We start from the raw sequence: 14,329 nt of genomic DNA on the forward strand, positions 1-14,329 counted from the left end.
GGCCGGCCGCGCCGGCCTTCGTGCACGTCGCGCTACGAGAACGTGCGATCAGGCGAACGCCGGCGGGCGCGGCCGCTGCGCTCGCGATGGCGCTTGCCGGTCTGCAGCAGCAGCGCGCGCAGCCAGTCGTTGACCCGCCGCGCCACACCGCTGCGCCAGACCCCGGCGGCGCCGTAGTAGCCGGGGCTCACCTCCACCGCGTCGATGCGCTGGCGGCTGGCGAGAAGCCGCATGAACTCGGTGGCCAGCCCCATCCGCCGCAGGTGGTCCTGGACCCGCAACAGCCGCAGCGTGCCGCCGGAGAGCACCGCTACGGCCACGGTGGTGTCCGGCAGGCGGTTGCCGGTGCGCGCCAGGATCGCGCTCCAGCGCAGCCGCAGCAGGTACAGGGCGGTCGGCGGCCAGGCTTCGGCGAGCAGGGTGTCGGAGGTGAGGATGCCGTGCTCGACATGGTTGATGCGGCCCTCGTCGAGCAGCCGGCCGCAGGCCGCGCGCCAGGTGGTGCCCTCGCCGGGGGTGACGTCCTCCACCCGCAGCACCCGCTGGTAGCCGTCGTCGTTGGCCAGCATCGGCAGGTCCAGGCGCTGCTGGCAGAACGTGGCGAAGCGCACCCCGAAGGTGGGCAGCCCCACGGTCCAGGCGATGCGGAACATCGGCGACCAGCTCCAATGCCGGAACGCGTTCACCCAGCCGCGGTTGTCGGGGTGGTCCCAGGCGTGCTCGAAATCGAGATCGTGGTACACCGACTCCATCAGCCGGATCAGCTCCTGACAGAAGTAGAAACAGGCGCGGAAATCGCGCTGCGACGGCAGCCGGGTCCGCCGGCCCAGCGGCCGCGCGGCGTCGCCGCTGCCGTCGTCTGGATCCACCAGGTCGGTCCACGCCGGATGGAACTGCGCATCCAGCACCGCCAGTTCGGGGCTGTTGCGCAGCTTGGCGAACAGCCGCGACAGCGCCTTGCCGTGCAGGGCGAAGCAGTCGGCCACGCCCGGCAGCGGCGCCACCCAGCGCTGGCGCAGCGCGATCAGCAGCTTGCGCTTGCGCCCGGAGTCGTGCAGCCCGAGTTCGGCGTGGCCGGGGGCGCCGACCCCGGCGCCGATGCGTTCCAGCGCCGGCTCCAGCGCGCGCCGCGCGACGTCCTCGCCGAGCCGGCGGTAGCTCTCGAACTGCGCCTCGTCGAAATACTGGTCGCTGGTGGGCTCGTGCGGGAAACGCGGATGGGTGCGCGCGTAGTGCAGGATGTCGGCGGACTCGGCGCCGGTCAGCGTGGGCTTGAGGTACAGGAGGGTGCCGCTGCTGCCGTCGGCGTAGTCGATGCGGCCCACTGCGCAGCTGCGCTCGGCCCGCCCGTCGCCCTGCGGCCGCAGTGCGGCTACATCGATGCGGATGTGGGCGCCGAAATCGACGCGGCATTTGTGCGCGGCGTTGCCGAGATCGGCGAAGGCGCGCTGCGGATCGGCCGCGGCATCGACGCAGACGATGAAGCGGCAGCGCCGCCGCACCAGCTCGTAGATGCCCAGGTTCTCGAAATGCCCGCCGTCGGACAGGTGCACGAACCGGCCGCCGTCGTCGGTGCGGCCGAACAGTTCCGCCAGCAGCCAGCCGCCGAAGAACGGCGCGCTGCGCGCGGGCGCCGGCTGGCGGTGGCTGGGATTGCGTAGCCACCAGCCCAGCCGTGCGTCGAACAGGGTCAGCAGGAAGGTCACCGCCGGCGAACTGTGGTAGCCCATGTTCGGATTGACCGCGGCGCCGGAGATCGCCATCGCGCTGCCGAGGGTCAGCGAGGACGCCAGCGAGGCTTCGCCCGATCCGCGCGCGCGGCCATTGCCGGTGCCGGGGCGGACATCGCCGATCGCCGGCGCGCCGGGGCGCGAGGCCGGCGGCAGGTGTCCGCAGTAGCCCGGCGACAGGCAGAACGAGGCGGCCTTGCGATCCTGCCAGTCCAGCTGCGTGGTGGCGACCAGGTTCATCGCCGCACCGATCAGCGGAAACAGCGGGCGGCCGCCCTCGAGCCGCTCCACCTCGGCCAGGTCGGCCAGCACCAGGTCGTCGTCGACGTCGAAGTTGGTGGTCGGCTCGGGATTGCGCGCCTCGTTGCTGGCGCCGAGATAGCAGCGCACCAGGCGGTTGCGGTAGAAGGCGTTGAGGCTGAACTCGTTGACGTCCACCGCCCAGCCGAACAGCAGCCATGTCGCCGCCGCCCCGGCCACGAGCAGCAGCAGCATGCCGCCGTGCGCGCCGAGCCCGTCCTGCAGCCACAGCAGGTACACCGCCAGGCCGCCGTCCGGCGCCGGCGCGGCGCCGGCCAGGCGGCGCAGCAGCCACTGCCCGACCAGGCTCAGCGCCACCAGCATGCCGAGGACGAACACCCATGGCGCCAGCCGCGCCACCCGGTCGAGCAGGCGCGCGCGCAGCGACGCCGGATCGCCTCCGCCGCGACGGCCGTGTGCGAACAGCAGTCCGATGCCGGTGGTCGACACCCATGCCAGTACGCCGGCCCAGCCGAGCCCGGCGATGCGCTCGCCCCCCAGCCGCGCCAGCGAGCCCATCAGCCATGGACCGTAGATGGTCAGTCCCAGCGACAGGGTGATCGCCAGCAGCACCAGGCCGGCGGTGCGCCCGCCCACCCGTGCCCAGATTTCCCGCTGCAGGTCGCTCAGCGACGGCCCGGCCAGCCCGAGGTGTACGATCGCCGTCAGCACCACCGCTGCCATCACCAGCGAGGGGCCGAGGATCACCACGTGCCACAGCGTGTCGCCGGCGAGGCGGCCGGCGACCAGCTGCTGCAGCGCGACGATGGCCGCGCCGGCGAACGCCGCCGCGCCGGCGGTGCCCAGCACGAAGCGCGGCGCGTGGCTCAGCAGCGGCGAGGGCTCCGCGCCCCCCTCGGGGCCGCGCAGCGCCTGCCAGCGTTCGAACGCCAGCCACGACAGCCACGCGAGCAGGTACAGCACCGCGGTAGCCGTGCCCAGCCGCACGGCGGCGCCCGGCGGTGCCGGCAGGGCGTCGAAGAGGTGGTGCAGCGGTCCGGGCAGGTGCTGGTAGCCGGCCAGACCCAATGCGCCGAGCATCGAACCCAACCCCAGGGCCAGGATCGTGGCCAGCGCCGCCAGCGCGATCCGTGGCGGTGGCGGATCCGCCGGATCCACGCCCGCGCGCGCGCGGCGGTCCACGTAGCCGCTCACGTAGGCCAGCAGCACTACCGCGGCCATGCCCAGCAGTCCGGCCATGCCGAGCATCAGCACCGGATGCTCGCGCGCAGGCCCGGCCACCGCCCCATAGAGCAGCAGCGGCAGCAGGCACATCGCCAGGATCAGCGCGCACAGCTGCACCTGCACCAGCAGCACGTTGCGCACGTAGGTGCCGGCCATGCCGAGGGTGTCGCCGGAGAACGGCGATTTGCGCGGGCCCAGGTAGTTGCTGTACTCGCGCAGGTGCAGGATCGGCCGCTGTACCCGCGCCACCTTGCGCAGCGCCTCGTCGGGGGCGAGGCCGGGAGTGTCGCCCGGTTCGCCGAGCCGCGCGCGCAGCACCTCGAACGCCTCGGCGAAGCCGCGGCGCCGGATCAGCGCCTGCAGGAAGCCGCCGATGTAGCCGCCGCCGGACACGCTGGACTGGTAGTGGAAGCACTTGAGCAGGTCCAGGCGCGCCAGCGCCTGCAGCACGCCGAGCGCGAAGGTCGCGCTGCGGATGCCGCCGCCCGACAGCGCCAGGCCCCAGAGCTCGGGCGCGCCGGCGCCGGCGCGATCGCCCAGGATCACCGCGCGCTCGGCGGCCTTGACGCCGTCGAGGTCGACCGGCGCCGGGCGCCCGTGCCGGCGCATCCGCGCCTGCAGGGCGGGCAGGACATTCCCGAGACGCACTGGTTCCTCCTCCGCTCCGCTCCCTGGCCGCCGCGCGACGCCGTCCGGGAAGAACGGCGTGCAGCAGCGGCGACGGCCACGCGCGCCGCGCGCTAACCTTGAGGGTAGTACACGCGGACCTTCCGAACATGCAACTACAGCGCATTTACGGCGACTGGGCGACGGTCGCGCGCGCCAGCGGCACCCCGTCCAGCCGCCAGCGCCGGGCATGGCGCGATGCCCTGCGCGCGCGACCGGCGATCGCCTACTGGGGCGACTCCTGGTTCAGCACGCCGCTGTACCGCAACCTCTACTGGAACAGCTTCGTGCGCATCGACGGCATCTCGCTGCGGCTGGGCGGGCCGGGGCTGACCGCGGCGCGGATGTGCACCCCGGCGCGCTGTCGCAACTACGCCGAGCGCCTGCGCGCGCGCGAGTTCGATCTGCTGTGCGTGAGCGTGGGCGGCAACGATGCGCTGGGTCCGCGACTGGCCGCGGTCTTCGCCGGCGCCGGGCGCATGCGCGCCGCCGACGCGTTCGCGATGGTGGTCGAGGCCGGCGTGTTCGCGCGAGTGCGCGAGCGCTACGCCATTCTGCTGGAGGCGATGGCGCGCGTCGGCGGTGCGTTCCGCGTGGTCGGCCACGGCTACGTGCCGCCGCTGCGGATCGGCGAGCCCGGCCGCACCAGCATCAAGAACCTCGGCCTGGCCGCGCCGCTGGTGGGCAACGTCGGTCCGTGGCTGTGGCCGCCGATGCGACCGGTGCTGGGGAGCCGCGCCGAGACGGCGCGCTTCGCCCGGCTGCTGCTGGTCGACGGTTTCCGCGACCGGGTACTGGCGCCGAGCCGGGCGGATTTCCCGGGGCTGTTCTCGTTCGCCGATTTCTCGCTGCTGCCGGAGGCGGCCGATCCCGCGTTCTGGTACGACGAGATCCATCCCACCGAAGCCGGCTTCGCCATGCTCGCGCCGGGCTACAACGCGATGCTGCGCGCGGCGCTGCCGGCGTCCAAGCGCGCCGCGGTCGCGTGAGTCCGGCGGCGGCGCCTGGCCGGGCAGCGGCCTCCGGCAGGCATCGCCTGGGCGGCCTGGCCCCGGGCGGACCGGCGCGGCCGCGGCATCCCGGCGCGGGGCCGCGCTTGACGCGATTCACACACGACCGACGGCACGCTGACGCCGTCCTCACGCCGCCTGGAGTTTCCGATGCCCCGCCATGCCCCTTCGCTGTTGCTCGCCGCCCTGGTCGTTTCGCTGGCGTCCTGCACGCCCGTACGCGACGCCGCCGACGAGCCCGGAGCGTCGACGCCCGCTGCCGATGCCGGCGCCGCGCCACCCAGCCGGGAGCCCGGCGGCGGCGATTGCGACGCCAGCGCGGTCCAATCGCTGGTCGGGCAGCATGCCGATCCTTCGGTGGTGGAGCAGGCGCGCAACGGCGCCGGCGCCGAGGTTGCGCGGGTGCTGACGCCCGGGCAGATGGTGACCATGGAGTTCCGCGCCGGACGCCTGAACATCGATGTCGACGACGAGGGCGTGATCACCGCACTGCGCTGCGGCTGAGCGGCGCGGCCGGCCGGTGCCTGCACTGGCGCCGGTTCGCGTGTTCCCGCGACGACACCACGACACCGGCGCGGTGCGGAAGCTCGCCGGCCGTCGCGTTGCGATTTCGTTAGCGTCGCCATGACGCCATTCATACATCCCGGGGCGGACACTCGGGGCGTCTTCCTCCCCAAGGAGTACGCGCATGTTCCGAACCGCACTGCCCCTGGCCGCGGCACTGATGTTCTCGTTGGCCGCCTGCACGCCGCCCGAGGAAACGCCGCCGATGGACGAGCCGACCGAACCGGTCGAGCCCGCGGGCGATGCCTGGGCGCCACCGCCGGTGACCGACGACCCCGTCGACCCGATGACCGACCCGACCCAGGCTCCGGTCGATCCGATGGATCCGAACGCGCCGCCGCCCACACAGACACCTCCGGAAATGATCGACGAGACGGATCCGACCAGCGAGCAGATGCCGCCGGAGGATCCCGAGGATCCGGAGTCCCCGCCGACCAATTGATCGCGCAGCGCGCGACGCTCTCTCCAAGGTCGACGATTTCCGCCCCCTTGCAAGGGGGCGGATTTTTTATGTCCGGCCGCGCCCCTCGCCGCCATCGGTCGCGGGGCCCGCGGCGGCGGTGGCGGGCGAACCGGGGTCGATCCTCGGCACGTCGGCCCGCGCATGCCGCCACGCGATCGCCAAGCCGGCACCGAGCAGCAGCGCAGCCAGCAGCCAGGGCGCGCCGGGCAGGTGCATCGGCGCACGTTCGCCGATGAACAATCCGAAGGTCCAGGCGAACAGGCCCGGCGCCAGGATCCCGGCCAGCGACACCAGGCTCATCAGCGCGCCCTGCACCCGGCCCTGCGCCTCCGCCCCGACCTGGCGGGTGATCAGCGCCTGGGTGGCCGGCGCCGCCAGCGCCCACAGTGCGCTGACCGGGATGCCGATCAGGAAGACCCATCCCGTCTGCGCGAAGCCGTAGAACAGGAACCCGGCCACGCCGCAGCCGAGCCCGGCGAGCAGGGTGCGCCGCTCGCCGAGCCGCTGCACCACCCGCCCCACCAGCACCGCATTGACGATCACGCTGCAGACGCCGACCGCGGCGAGGATCCAGCCGACCTCGCGCGGGCCCCAGGCGTAGCGGTAGTCGGCGAACAGAACGAAGATGCTCGGATACACGTAGTGCGCCAGGTTGGCGATGAACACCACCGCCGCCAGCCCGAACACCTGTGGATAGCTGCGCAACAGCCGCAGCGACCCGAGCGGGTTGGCGTGCGCCCAGTCGAAGCGCGCGGTGCGGCGCGCGGGCGGCAGCGATTCGGGCAGCACCAGCAGGCCGTAGCCGAAGTTGAGCAGGGCCAGGCCGGCGGCAAACCAGAACGGCAGCCGCAGGTGGATGTCGCCGAGCCAGCCGCCCAGCAGTGGCCCGGCGATGAAGCCGATGCCGAACGCCGCGCCGATCATGCCGTAGCTCTTGGCGCGCCGCTCCGGCGGCACCACGTCGGCGATGTAGGCGTTGGCGGTGGTGAAGCTGGCCGAGGTGATGCCGGCGATGATGCGCCCCAGCAGCAGCAGCGGCAGGGTATCGGCCAGCGCCATGAGCACGAAGTCCAGCCCCAGCCCGAGGCAGGAGAGCAGGATCACCGGGCGCCGTCCGAAACGGTCCGACAGCGCGCCCTGCACCGGTGCGGTGACGAACTGGATGGCGGCGAAGATCACCCCGAACGCGCCGACCCAGTACGCGGCGTGCGCGGTATTGCCGCCGACGAAGTCCTCGATCAGGTGCGGCAGCACCGGGATGATCAGCCCGAACGCCAGCACGTCGATCAGCACCACGACGAAGATGAAGACCAGCGCGGCCTTGCGCGCGGGGACTGCGGGGGAATCGACCATGCCAGGCGCCGACGGCGAGCGGCTGCGGATTATGCCGCCAAGCGGACCGGTTTACCTGCGTCGGCCCAGGGCGAGGCCTGCACGAGCACGCCATGCGCGAAGCCGGCGCGGCTGACCGCGCCGGGAATCCCCTGCCAATCCCACCGGAGCCTCCGCGGCCATGGGCCGCCGCACGACACCGCCGCGGAGCTGGCAGTTTTCCGCAGGAGCGCGCCATGCGCGCGAAAGCCCGCGTCGGGAATCACCGCCAATCCCACCGGAGCTCCCCGCGGCCTTCGCGGCCATGGGCCGCTCCTACAGGGGCGGGCCCGGCCCTGGTCCGGTCGCTCAGCGCTGGCTGAGCAGGCGGGTGGCGTCGACCGCCAGCTGCTCCACCGCGTTGCCGAAATCTCCGTGCCCGCCGCCCGGATACACGTCGTGGCCTGCGGCAAAACTCGAGGTGACGCCGGCGGCGATGTCGCGGGCCTGGCCGAAGCCGCCTTGCAGCGCGCCCTCCAGCGAAGCCACGGCCTCGGTCGTGCTGGCGAAATCGCCGCGGGTGGCGGCGTCCATGAACCCGTGCGCGGCCGTGGTCACCTCGCCCAGCGAGCGGGCGACCGCGCCGAGGTCGCCGATGTCGGGCGTACGGCCGTTGGTGAGCGCGCCCGCGGCGAGCGCGCCCAGCGCGCCCTGTAGCGAGCTGTTGGCTCCGGGGATTTGGCCGGCGAAACGGTCGATGGCGAGGTTGGCGAACGGCTGCATGGCGGCCGGCAGGTTGTCGGCCACCGCACTGCGCGCGGCCTCGCTGAGGCTGCCGCCGACCAGGCCGTTGACCACGCCCATGACCGCGCCGGCCAGGCCGCCGGTGACCGCGCCGAGCACCGCCGCACCCAGGATCCCCTGCAGGTCGCGGGCGTCGATGCCGAGCGCGTCGGCGATCTGCCCGAGCGCGCCGTCCAGCCCGGCGGCACCCGCCATCGAGCCCAGCGCGTTGCCGATCGCCTGGCCGAGGGATTCGGCCGCGTTGCCGAGGGCTTCGGCGGCATTGCCGAGCGAGTCGGCGGCGCTGCTGTCGTTGCCGGTGCTGCCGGTCCCGCCGCCGCCGCCGACACCGCCGGCGCCATCGCTTCCGTCGCTCATGTCGCTCCCTCCAGATCAGTTTGCTTCCACGCTAGGGCCTGCGGCGGGAAGTGGAAAGCTGGGGCCGACCCGAGGGAACGGCGAACGATGCGGAGGGGCGGACCGGGGGATACGTGACAAGTCGCTCCCCGATACTCGCTTGGTTGTCACGCATCCCCCGGTCCGCCTGGACACGGCGTGGCGATCTGGCCGCAGGACGGGTTGCGGGCGGCCACGCCGCGTCGGGCCTTTGGTCTTCGGAAGGCGCCGGTGGATGTCGGACCATCGGGTGGGGGCGGCGCCGCAACCAAGCGAGTATCGGGGAGCGACTTGCGGGGCCGCCCCCACCCGATGGCGCACGTACGTTCGGGCCATCGATCGCGAGGCCGGGGCTGGTGATAGTGGGTATCGAGCAGGCGTCCCGGGAAACGCGTGCGGGGGGGTCGGGAGATACGTGACAAGTCGCTCCCCCGATACTCGCTTGGTTGTCACGCATCCCCCGACCCGCCTGGAGACGATGTGGCGATCGGGTCGGAGAGCGGGGGTCGGGGGCTGCGCCAAACCGGCCCCGGGCCGCTCACTCGGCGGCTTTCGGCTCCGGGCCGGGGCGGTCGCTGTCGAGCGCCTCGAGGATCCTGCGCCCGGCGCGGCCGTCGGCCGGCTGCATGCCGAGCCGGCGCTGCTCGGCCTGGATCGCGCGGCGGGTGTTGCTGCCGATCATCCCGTCGACCTCGCCGATGTCGTGGCCGCGATCGAGCAGCGATTGCTGCAGGCGGCGGCGCTCGGCGCGCGACAGGCCCGGATCGTCGGTGGGCCAGACGGCAGCCAGTCCCTCACCGCCGCGCAGGCGATCGGACAGCAGCGAAATCGCCAGCGCATAGCTTTCCGCGGCGTTGTAGGAATAGATCGCGTCGTAGTTGCGGAACACCAGGAATGCCGGGGCGTCGCGGCCCGCGGGCAGCAGCACCGCGGCCTGGCTGGAAGCCGGCACCGAAGGCGGCGCGACCTCGCTGCCGTCGACGCCGCGCACGCCGCGCGCGGTCCAGTCCGACAGCGGCCGGCGCTTGCCGCGTCCGGCCAGGGAGGCGTCGAATCCCTGCGGCAGCTTCACCTCGAAGCCCCAGGGTTGGCCGGTGCGCCAGCCGGCGCGCTTGAGGTAGTTGGCCGTCGACGCGAGCGCGTCGGGGATGCTGCCGACCAGATCGCGGCGGCCATCCCCGTCGCCGTCCACGGCGATGCGCGCGTAGGTGGAGGGGATGAACTGGGTGTGCCCGAACGCACCGGCCCAGGATCCGGTCAGGCCCTCGGCCTGGATGTGGCCATCCTGCAGCAGCCTGAGCGTCGCGAAGAACTCGCCGCGGAAGAACTCCTGCCGCCGTCCGGCGCAGGACAGCGTCGACAGCGACACCAGCAGCGGACGCTTGCCGAACACCCGGCCGTAGTCGCTCTCCACGCCCCAGACCGCGACCACGGTGGCGGCGTCGACGCCGTACTCGCGCTCGATGCGCGCCAGCAGCTCGCGGTGGGTCTCGAGCATCGCCCGCCCGTCCGCCACGCGCTCTGCGTCGACCAGCCCGGCCAGGTAGTCCCAGATCGGCGTGGTGAATTCCGGCTGCGCGTCCAGCAGCTCCAGCACCGACGGATCGGGCTGCAGGCCGGCGGTGTAGCGGTCGAAACTGGCTGCGCTCACGCCCTTGCCGGCAGCGGCCGTCTTCAGCCCGACCAGGCAGCGCTGGAAGGCCTGATCGGCCTGGTCGGCCTGCGCAGCGAAGGCGGGGGCGAGCAGCAGCAGGCAGGCGAGTCGTTTCATCGGCGGAGATCCCGGACGGTGGCGGCCATGATAGGCCGGGGCCGGCTCAGGCCGGCCGCAGCAGGCGCAGCCCGTACCAGTCGGATTCATCGTTCCAGGCCGCGCGCACCGCCATGCCGGCGCGCGCGGCCATCGCCGCGAACTGCGCATCGGTGTACTTGTGGCTGTACTCGACCTGCATCTCCTCGCCGGCGGCGAAGGCGAACTCGCGGCCGTCCAGCCGCACCCGCTGCTCGCGCTGGCTGACCAGGAAGGTCTCGATGCGGCGGCGCTCGCGCGAATAGCGCGCGCGGTGGCGGAACTGCCCCAGATCGAAATCGCTGCCGATCTCGCGGTTGAGCCGCGCCAGCAGGTTGAGGGTGAACGCCGCGGTCACGCCGGCGGCGTCGTTGTAGGCCGCCTCGATCGTGGCCGGATCCTTGTCCAGATCGATGCCCACCAGAGCCAGGCCGCCGGCGCCGACGGTGTCGTGCATGGCGCGCAGCAGCGCAACGGCCTCGTCCTCGACGAAGTTGCCGAGGGTGGAGCCGGGAAAGAACGCCAGCCGCCGCCGCGGCGTGCGCTCGGGCGACGGCAGGGACACCGCACGGGTGAAGTCGGCGCAGACCGGCAGCATCTCGATTTTCGGAAAGCGCCCCTCCAGCCGCGCCACGCTGTCGAGCAGCGCGGCGCGCGAGATCTCGATCGGGGTGTAGGCCACCGGGTCGTCGAGGCCGGCGAGCAGGGTCTCGGTCTTGCGGCCGCTGCCGCTGCCGTACTCCACCACGTGCGCACGGTCGCCGATCGCTGCGGAGATGTCGGGCATGCGCCGCGCCAGCAGCGCCGATTCGGTGGCGGTGAGGTAGTACTCGGGCTGATGGGTGATGCGCTCGAACAGCTCCGAGCCGCGGGCATCGTAGAAGTACTTGGACGGCAGCCGCTTGGGCGTGGCCGAGAGTCCGGCGACGGCGTCGGCCGAGATCCGCTCCGGCCCGGGCAGCAGATCGACCAGCTCCGCGTTGGGCCTGGCGCGCATGTCCATCAGGCGTCGCGCGCCAACCGCAGGCCGGCGAACTGCCAGCGCGCATCGGGCGGGAAGAAGTTCCGGTAGCTGGCGCGCACGTGGCCGCGCGGCGTGGCGCAACTGCCGCCGCGCAGCACCCACTGGCTGCACATGAACTTGCCGTTGTACTCGCCGAGGCTGCCCTGCCAGGGCCGGTAGCCCGGATACGCGGTGTAGGCGCTGGAGGTCCACTCCCAGACGTCGCCGAACAGCTGCAGCGGCGCGCCGCCGCCGGTATCGGCCGCGCTCTGCGGCTCGAAGCGGCCGTCGTCGGCGAAATGGCCGGCGACGGGCAGCGGCGCAGCGGCCAGCTCCCACTCCGTCTCGGTGGGCAGGCGCGCGCCGGCCCAGCGCGCGTAGGCGTCGGCCTCGTAGTAGCTCAGGTGCGCGACCGGTGCGTGCGGGTCCAGGGGGCGCACGCCGCCGAGGGTGAACGCATGTTCCAGGTCCTCCTGCCAGTACAGCGGCCGCTGCCATCCGCCGGTCTGCAGCTGCGCCCAGCCGTCGCTCAACCACGGCCCGGGTTCGCGGTAGCCGCCGTCGTCGACGAACTCGCGGAATTCGGCGTTGCTCACCGGCCGGCTGGCCAGGGCATGCGCCGGCACCAGCGCGCGATGCGCAGGCGATTCGTTGTCGTAGGCGAAGGCGCTGGCGGCGGGCCAGGCCGGCACGCCGACCGTGGCGATGCACTCTTCGCGCGCCAGCCAGCGCAGCGACGACGCGGCGCCTTTCACGGTCGCCAGATCGGCGCGATAGGCCGGCCACAGCGGATTGCACCACAGGGCGTGCTTGATGTCGGTCAACAGCAGCTCCTGGTGCTGCTGCTCGTGATTGAGGCCGAGCTCGAGCCGCTGGAGCGCCTCGTCGTCGAGATCGCCGGCATCGAGCCGCTGCAGCAGGCGCGCCTCGATCTCGGCGCGATAGTCCTGCACCTGCGCCAGCGTCGGCCGCGAGAGCATGCCGCGGCGCGGCCGCGCGTGCATCGGGCCGACGCTCTGGTAATAGCTGTTGAACAGGTAATCCCAGTCGGCATCGAACGGCCGGTAGCCGGGCCGCGCCGCGAGGATGAAGCGCTCGAAGAACCAGGTGGTGTGGGCCAGGTGCCATTTGGCCGGGCTGGCGTCGGGCATGCTCTGCACCATCGCGTCCTCGGCCGACAGCGGCGCCGCCAGGCGGGCGCTGTGCGCGCGGACGCGCCGGAAGCGCCGGGCCGGCGATTCGGGCGGAGCGTCCGGCGTCGGGTCCGGTGCGACGGCGGCCAAAGGAGACATGCGGAAAGGATAACGCGATCCGGTGACCGCCACGTCACGGCGCCGCCGCCGCAGGAACGATCCCGCGGCGCGCAGCCTCAGCGACGCACGCCGCCGCCGACCTCGATGAAGCGCAGGAACTCGGCGCGGGTGCGGGCGTCCTCGCGGAACGAGCCGAGCATGGTCGAGGTGATCATGCTCACCCCGCGCTTGTGCACGCCGCGAGTGGTCATGCATTCGTGCGCGCCCTCCACCACCACGCCGACGCCGAGCGGCTGCAGCGCGCGCTGGATGCAGCCGGCGATCTGCGCGGTCATCTTCTCCTGCACCTGCAGGCGCCTGGAGTAGGCCTCGACCACGCGCGCCAGCTTGCTGATGCCGACCACCTTGCCGTCGGGCAGGTAGCCGACGTGCACGCGGCCGATGATCGGCGCCATGTGGTGCTCGCAGTGGCTCTCGTACTCGATGTCGCGCAGCACGATCATCTCGTCGTAGCCCTCGACTTCCCTGAAGGTGCGGGCGAGGTAGTCGTCCGGGTCCAGCGCGTAGCCGCTGAACCACTCGCGGTAGGCCTTGGCGACGCGCGCCGGGGTGTCGAGCAGGCCTTCGCGCGCGGGGTCGTCGCCGGCCCAGCGCAACAGCGTGCGGACCGCTTCCTCGGCCTGTTCGCGGCCGACCGCAGGAGGTGGATCGGGTTGCGTGCTCATGCGCATCCGCCGTGGTCTGGAAATGCGCAATGGTACCGCGCGGCCACAGGCGGGGCGCGGCAGGCTCCAGTCGCGCCGCGCCGGCCGCCCTAGTGCCTGCCCTTCTCCCGCAGGCCCTGGTCCATCTCGCGCCAGACGTGGGCGACCGCATCGCGCGCCTGCTCCCAGTTCAGGCGCGACTCGCCGCGCTGGTTGAGCCAGCGCGCACCCAGCGCCGCCTCGACGTCCTCCAGCGGCTGGCCGCCATGCGTGCGGTAGCTGTCGAGCCCGAGGCGGTAGGCGGGCTCGTAGTCGCGCCATTCCATGTCCGCCACGTAGTACCTGGTCTGGCGGTAGATCTGCTCGAAATGGCCGATGTTGCCGCGATGATCGGCGGCCTCCGAGGCGCGGTGGCCGATCAGCGCGCCGGCGGCGGTGCCGGCCACCACGCCGATCACCAGGCCCGGCGGGCCGCCGACCGCGAATCCCAGTCCACCGACGACCGCGCCGCCGAGCACGGCACTGCCGCCGGCACCGAGAACGTGATCCTTCTGCAAGATGCTCATCGCTGTCTCCCGGTGGACCTGCGCCGGGCGCGCGGGGACGCGCCGGTGCACCGATCCAGCGTGCGCGGCATGCGATGAAACCGGAATGAAAACCGTCAGTTGTGCCGGGCCTCCGCCAGCGCATCGTTCCAGGCCGCCATCACCGCCGGCCGCGCTTCGGCCCAGTTCAGCCGCGAGGCCCCGCGCGCATCGCGCCAGCCGCGGGCCAGCGCCGCTTCGGCCTGTTCGAACGGTCTCCCCGCGCTGGCGCCGCGCTGAAGCCGCCCGTAGCGGTAGGCCGGCGCATAGTCCGACCAGGTGCGCCCGACCGAGTAGCTGGGCACGTCGCGGAATTCGCGCCGATAGCGGTGCATGTCGGGGAAGGCCTCATCGTGGCGACCGCTCGGCGCCGGACGCTGTGCGTCGGCGGGATCGTGGCGGTGGCTTCTTTCCATCGTAGTCGGGTCGCGCCGAGCGGGCGACGCAGCAGGTACAGCGGATGTTGGGCGCGACGCTATACCTGGCCAGGTCTCCGTGCGGTGAATTTTTCGCCACCTCCGTCGTCGACGTCGGCCAGGGTTCATCATGAATCCGGCCGCCAGCGCTGCTTCGGCGATGAATGCGCCC

Annotated in this window: 12 protein-coding genes; 3 read left to right on the forward strand and 9 right to left on the reverse strand. The window is 72.7% G+C overall.

Annotated elements, in window-relative coordinates:
* Positions 1–32 precede the first annotated feature (32 nt).
* Positions 33–3,863, reverse strand: a complete 3,831-nt coding sequence (locus tag H0E84_RS07245; RefSeq protein ID WP_180677970.1) for a patatin-like phospholipase domain-containing protein — start codon at positions 3,861–3,863, stop codon at positions 33–35.
* A 128-nt stretch (positions 3,864–3,991) separates the two neighbouring features.
* Here H0E84_RS07245 and H0E84_RS07250 point away from each other — a divergent pair, with 128 nt between their 5' ends.
* From H0E84_RS07250 to H0E84_RS07260, 3 genes are all read left to right on the forward strand, one after another.
* Positions 3,992–4,870 (forward strand): hypothetical protein, encoded by an 879-nt coding sequence (locus tag H0E84_RS07250; RefSeq protein ID WP_180677971.1) that lies wholly within the window; start codon positions 3,992–3,994, stop codon positions 4,868–4,870.
* 171 nt (positions 4,871–5,041) lie between these two features.
* Positions 5,042–5,395 (forward strand): I78 family peptidase inhibitor, encoded by a 354-nt coding sequence (locus tag H0E84_RS07255; RefSeq protein ID WP_180677972.1) that lies wholly within the window; start codon positions 5,042–5,044, stop codon positions 5,393–5,395.
* Between the two features lie 184 nt (positions 5,396–5,579).
* Positions 5,580–5,897 (forward strand): hypothetical protein, encoded by a 318-nt coding sequence (locus H0E84_RS07260; protein ID WP_180677973.1) that lies wholly within the window; start codon positions 5,580–5,582, stop codon positions 5,895–5,897.
* Positions 5,898–5,963: 66 nt separating this feature from the next.
* Here H0E84_RS07260 and H0E84_RS07265 read toward each other — a convergent pair whose 3' ends face one another.
* The 8 genes from H0E84_RS07265 to H0E84_RS07300 form a co-directional block, all read right to left on the reverse strand.
* Positions 5,964–7,271 (reverse strand): TCR/Tet family MFS transporter, encoded by a 1,308-nt coding sequence (locus H0E84_RS07265; protein ID WP_180677974.1) that lies wholly within the window; start codon positions 7,269–7,271, stop codon positions 5,964–5,966.
* A gap of 327 nt (positions 7,272–7,598) precedes the next feature.
* Positions 7,599–8,390, reverse strand: coding sequence for a hypothetical protein (locus H0E84_RS07270; protein WP_180677975.1), 792 nt, complete (start codon positions 8,388–8,390; stop codon positions 7,599–7,601).
* Positions 8,391–8,946: 556 nt separating this feature from the next.
* On the reverse strand, positions 8,947–10,179 hold the full coding sequence (locus H0E84_RS07275) for a lytic murein transglycosylase (RefSeq protein WP_180677976.1): 1,233 nt from the start codon (positions 10,177–10,179) through the stop codon (positions 8,947–8,949).
* A 46-nt stretch (positions 10,180–10,225) separates the two neighbouring features.
* Positions 10,226–11,200, reverse strand: coding sequence for an L-histidine N(alpha)-methyltransferase (gene egtD / locus H0E84_RS07280; RefSeq protein WP_180677977.1), 975 nt, complete (start codon positions 11,198–11,200; stop codon positions 10,226–10,228).
* The gene (gene egtB / locus H0E84_RS07285; protein ID WP_180677978.1) at positions 11,200–12,492 is read right to left on the reverse strand and encodes an ergothioneine biosynthesis protein EgtB; all 1,293 of its coding nucleotides are present in this window, start codon (positions 12,490–12,492) and stop codon (positions 11,200–11,202) included. Before egtB ends, egtD begins: the two co-directional genes overlap by 1 nt.
* A gap of 77 nt (positions 12,493–12,569) precedes the next feature.
* Positions 12,570–13,178 (reverse strand): GTP cyclohydrolase I FolE, encoded by a 609-nt coding sequence (folE, locus tag H0E84_RS07290; protein ID WP_180677979.1) that lies wholly within the window; start codon positions 13,176–13,178, stop codon positions 12,570–12,572.
* Positions 13,179–13,267: 89 nt separating this feature from the next.
* Positions 13,268–13,723, reverse strand: coding sequence for a hypothetical protein (locus H0E84_RS07295; protein ID WP_180677980.1), 456 nt, complete (start codon positions 13,721–13,723; stop codon positions 13,268–13,270).
* A 95-nt stretch (positions 13,724–13,818) separates the two neighbouring features.
* A complete protein-coding gene (locus tag H0E84_RS07300) occupies positions 13,819–14,157 on the reverse strand; it encodes a hypothetical protein (protein WP_180677981.1) in 339 nt (112 codons plus the stop codon).
* Positions 14,158–14,329 lie beyond the last annotated feature (172 nt).

This window comes from Luteimonas salinisoli, from assembly GCF_013425525.1.
GTDB lineage: Bacteria > Pseudomonadota > Gammaproteobacteria > Xanthomonadales > Xanthomonadaceae > Luteimonas > Luteimonas salinisoli.